A 4,077-nucleotide genomic window follows, 5' to 3' on the forward strand; every position below is an offset into this window, starting at 1 on the left:
CCTTCGCCCAGATTGATGAAGAAGGAATAGGGCGACGGATTGATGGCCTTCAGCTTGCGCGAAATCTCGGACGGCTGCGTCTCGCAGCGCTCGTAGAACATCTGGCCCGGCACGACCTCGAACAGGTCGCCGCGCTTGAACGAATCCATCGCCTTGCGCACCAGGTCGGCGTATTCTCCGGGTTCATGGTCGCCGCGCGGCGGGATGCGGTCGGGGCTCTTGAACGGCTCGGAGATTTCGTCGCGCGGCAGCCCTTCGGTCGAAAAACCCTCGCCGGCATAGTCGTAGCGGTCGGTCCATGCCTTGGCCGAATAATGGTCGACGACCAGGATCTCGTCAGGCAGGAACAGCACCAGGTCGCGCTGGCTTGGCTTGCGTTCGAGCTTGTAGTCTACCGGGTCGAACTGGAAGGCGAGATCGTAGCCGAAAGCGCCGTAGAGACCTAGATTGGCGTCTTCCTCGGTCTTGAACAGAGCGGTGATGGCGCGCAGCACCGTGAACACCGAAGGAACGCGGCTGCGCTCTTCTTCCGTGAAGACACGGCCGGGCTTGGCGACGTCGAGACGGATGAGCCTTTTCGATGTCTCGGCGATGGTGATATCGGCCAGGCTACCCAGCGCCTTGCCGATGACCGGCAACAACACCTCGCCACGGCCGTTGAGGGCCTCGACACGCATGGCGCGGCCGCGCGCGGAGATAACCAGAGGCGGGTCGATGATGGCGGTGTCCCAGCGCGTGTAGCGGCCGGGATATTCATAGTTTGAGGAAAACACCGCGCCGCGGCGCGAATTCAGGCCGTCGACGTAAGCGTCGATCGCGCCCGCATACGGCCGGTCGTGGCGCGCGCGGGTGATGGTGATGCCACCCGCGGTCACGAAACTTTCCGCGCCGTTTTCCAGAACCTTCATCGTCATTGCCGTCTCCATCAGCTTCTTGGGGCAACGGACCCGGGAATGGCTTGGAAAAAACAAATGGCCGCCCGGACTTTCCGTTGCGGCCACCCTCTCTATTCACGCGCACGTGTTCGAACAGGCCGCTGTCAGCAGGCCCACCACCAAATGGTCTTGATCGAACGCATATTCATGGCGAAATCCATAGCTGCGAAAAGAAGGATGCGCAACAGGTTTGAAAGTCTGTTCGTTGGCCGCCGCTTCTCAGGCTCATGGCACATCGCCAGAGCCGACAGTGCCGCTTAGAGTGCTCATCCAACAGCAGGAAGACGGGAAAATAACCATGACCGAGCAGATCGAGCGTGCGCGGACGTTTCATTCCCTCCACGTCAAGGGCAACCCGGTCGTCCTCTACAATGCCTGGGATCCGGGTTCGGCCAAGATCATCGAGAAAGCGGGTGCCAAGGCGATCGCCACCGGAAGCTGGCCGGTCGCGGCCGCGTTCGGCTACGCCGATGGCGAGAAAATCCCGCTGGAACTGGCGCTCGACAACATCAAGCGCATCGTCGGGTCGGTCGACCTGCCGGTGACCATGGACCTCGAGGGCGGCTACGGCGTTGACCCGGAAATCGTCGCTCGCACGGTGACGTTGGCGCTGCGGGCCGGCGCTATCGGTTTCAATTTCGAGGATCAGATTGTCGGTGGCAGCGGCCTGCATGACATTTCCGTGCAGGCAAAGCGCATCGAAGCCGCGGCGGCGGCCGTCAAGGCTTCCGGCATACCGGCATTCATCAACGCTCGAACCGACATCTTCCTCAAGGCGAAACCGGATGCGCATGATGACCTTCTGCTCGACCAGGCCATCGAGCGCGCACAGGCCTTCGAAAAAGCCGGCGCGCACGGCTTCTTTGCGCCGGGCCTTGGCGACGAAGGCCTGATCGAGACGCTCTGCAAGGCAATTGCGTTGCCGGTCAACATCATTGCGCTGGCGCATGTGCCGCCGCGCCAGCGGCTGGCGGAACTGGGTGTCGCCCGCATCAGTCACGGCCCGGTGCCTTACCGGCAGATGGCGGAATGGCTGGAGGCGAAAGCGCGACTGGCTATTTCGGGCTAAGTCAGTCCTCCAGCGTTCCCGACCGGGCATCAGTGCTCTTCCTGTCGCCGACCAGCTTCAGAAGATCTTCGCCGGCGCGGATGATGCGGCGCGAGCGGCGGGTCAGGATGATGCCGTCCTGCGGCGCGAACACTTCGGTGCGGCCATCGGTTTCACCCGGTGCATGGACGATGGTGGCGAGGCGCGCGCCCTTGGCGACGCGGTCGCCGGGCTTCACGTCGTAGAGCACGGCACCGGCCCGTGGCGCCGGCATCATGTCGATGTTTTCCAATGGCGCCACGAAGCCGGTGAAAGGACCCGGCGCGGGCAGGGCGCTGTCGGCGATCACGCCGCGCGCCACCAGCAGCCGGTAGAGGCCGTCGGCGTCGGCGGCGGCCAAAGCACCATCGACATCGAGGATGCCGCGATATTCGACGGTGGTGGCGACGCGACGGTCGAGCTTGGCCACATCGGCGGGGACGTTCTGATAGGGCATGATCGAGGCGCCCTCGAAGGTGCCGTCGGTGTCTTCGCTCCACAGCACGACCGCGTCGACGCCCATGGCCGCGGCGCAATCGGCCATATCAGGCCACAGGCTTGTGTGGACGTAGAGATAGGCGAGGCCCTCGTCATCGCAGTGCAGGTCGAGCACGATGTCGTGGCCGAGCGAGAGCTGCACCAGCCGCGTCTTCAGCCGCTGGTCGACGCTGCCAAGGGTGGTGTCGGGCAAGAGCGCTGTGTCGGGCGCCGCGAGCAGCGGAAAGCCGCGGTTGAAATTGGTGCGCGTGCCGAGATGGAAGCGGCCCTGATGCTCGCCGAAATGATATTGCGCCCGGCCGATCGGATTGGCCCAGGGCACGATGGTGAGATTGCCCTTGATGCGGCCTTCGGCTTCAGCCTTGTTGAGCATCGGCATCAGCGCGTCGATGGCGACGACACCCGGCAACTCGCCGGCATGGAGTGCCGCCTGCAGATAGGCCGAAGGAGCAGCCTTGTCGGAACCAGTGAAGCGGAACAGCGGGAATTCGTAGGAAACCCCTTCGCTTTCGCCGGCGATGCGTTCGATCGATTTCTGCATGACTTCCTCCATCAGGAGCGAGAGACATGCGATTTGAAGGCGCCGATGTCGATTGGTCCAGCCTGCCGCGCTATGGGCGCAAGAGACTATTCAGCCGGAAGCGGGATGACCGGCGCGCGCCGGTCCAGCGCCTGCGACAGCACAGCGGCGGTGACCGCCAAAACAGCGAGTGCTGCGCCGACCAGCGGCAAATTGGCATAGGAAACACCGGCGGACAGGGCCACGCCGCCTATCCAGGCGCCGCTGGCATTGCCGATATTGAAGGCGCCCTGGTTCAGCGTGGCGGCGAGGTTCGGTCCCTCGGAGGCCGCCTCGACGACCCGGATCTGCAACGGCGGCACGACGACGAAGATGAGCAGGCCCCACAGGAAGACGATGCCGATGGCAACGCTGGCGATTGCGCCGAACTGCCTGAATCCAACGAAAAGCAGGGCCATCAGCAGCAGGGTGCCGATCACTGTCGGCATCAGTTTCCAGTCGGCCAGTCTGCCGCCGATAATGTTGCCGATGGTCATGCCCGCGCCGAACAGCAGCAGAACCCACGTGACTGCCGAGGTCGACAAGCCCGATACCTCGGTGAGGTAGGGTTTGATGTAGGTGAAGACGGTGAACAGGCTTGCGGAGGTCAGCGCCGCGATCAGCATGGCCAGCCAGACCTGCAGCTTGCCCAGCACGCGCAGCTCGCCGCGCAGGCCGCCACCGCTTGGCTCGGCGACATCGGACGGCACCAACCAGGCGATCGCTGCCACCGAGATCAGGCCGATACCGACCACGGCAACGAAGGTGGAGCGCCAGCCGAACGCTTCGCCAAGTGCGGTTCCGGCGGGAACACCCAGGATGTTGGACAGCGTCAGCCCGGCGAACATCAGCGCGATAGCGCTGGCGCGCTTGTTGCGCGGCACCAGGCTGGCGGCAACGACCGAGCCGATGCCGAAGAAGGCGCCGTGGCCGAAAGCGGTGAAGACACGCGCGGCCATCAGCGTCCAGTAGTTGGGCGAGATGGCGCAAAACAGATT

Annotated in this window: 3 protein-coding genes and 1 pseudogene; 1 reads left to right on the forward strand and 3 read right to left on the reverse strand. The window is 64.0% G+C overall.

Going from position 1 to position 4,077, the window contains the following annotated elements; translation table 11 throughout:
* Positions 1 to 914 (reverse strand): annotated as a pseudogene (locus tag EN969_RS19785) (chorismate-binding protein); the annotation flags it as partial.
* 319 nt (positions 915 to 1,233) lie between these two features.
* On the opposite strand from EN969_RS19785, the gene EN969_RS19790 reads away from it, so the two are divergent.
* The gene (locus EN969_RS19790; protein ID WP_013529940.1) at positions 1,234 to 2,004 is read left to right on the forward strand and encodes an isocitrate lyase/phosphoenolpyruvate mutase family protein; all 771 of its coding nucleotides are present in this window, start codon (positions 1,234 to 1,236) and stop codon (positions 2,002 to 2,004) included.
* 1 nt (position 2,005) lies between these two features.
* Here the strand turns inward: EN969_RS19790 and EN969_RS19795 are convergent, their stop codons facing one another.
* Positions 2,006 to 3,061, reverse strand: a complete 1,056-nt coding sequence (locus EN969_RS19795) for a succinylglutamate desuccinylase/aspartoacylase family protein (RefSeq protein ID WP_063168862.1) — start codon at positions 3,059 to 3,061, stop codon at positions 2,006 to 2,008.
* Positions 3,062 to 3,147: 86 nt separating this feature from the next.
* Positions 3,148 to 4,077, reverse strand: a 930-nt coding sequence (locus EN969_RS19800; protein WP_164758358.1) for an MFS transporter, incomplete at its 5' end; no start/stop codon positions are given.

This window comes from Mesorhizobium sp. M7A.F.Ca.CA.003.01.2.1 (assembly GCF_003998945.1).
Lineage (GTDB): Bacteria > Pseudomonadota > Alphaproteobacteria > Rhizobiales > Rhizobiaceae > Mesorhizobium > Mesorhizobium ciceri.

Coding starts and splice junctions, on each gene's coding strand:
- EN969_RS19795 (WP_063168862.1), bottom strand. CDS start 3,061: ATGCAGAAATCGATCGAACGCATCGCCGGCGAAAGCGAAGGGGTTTCC.
- EN969_RS19790 (WP_013529940.1), top strand. CDS start 1,234: ATGACCGAGCAGATCGAGCGTGCGCGGACGTTTCATTCCCTCCACGTC.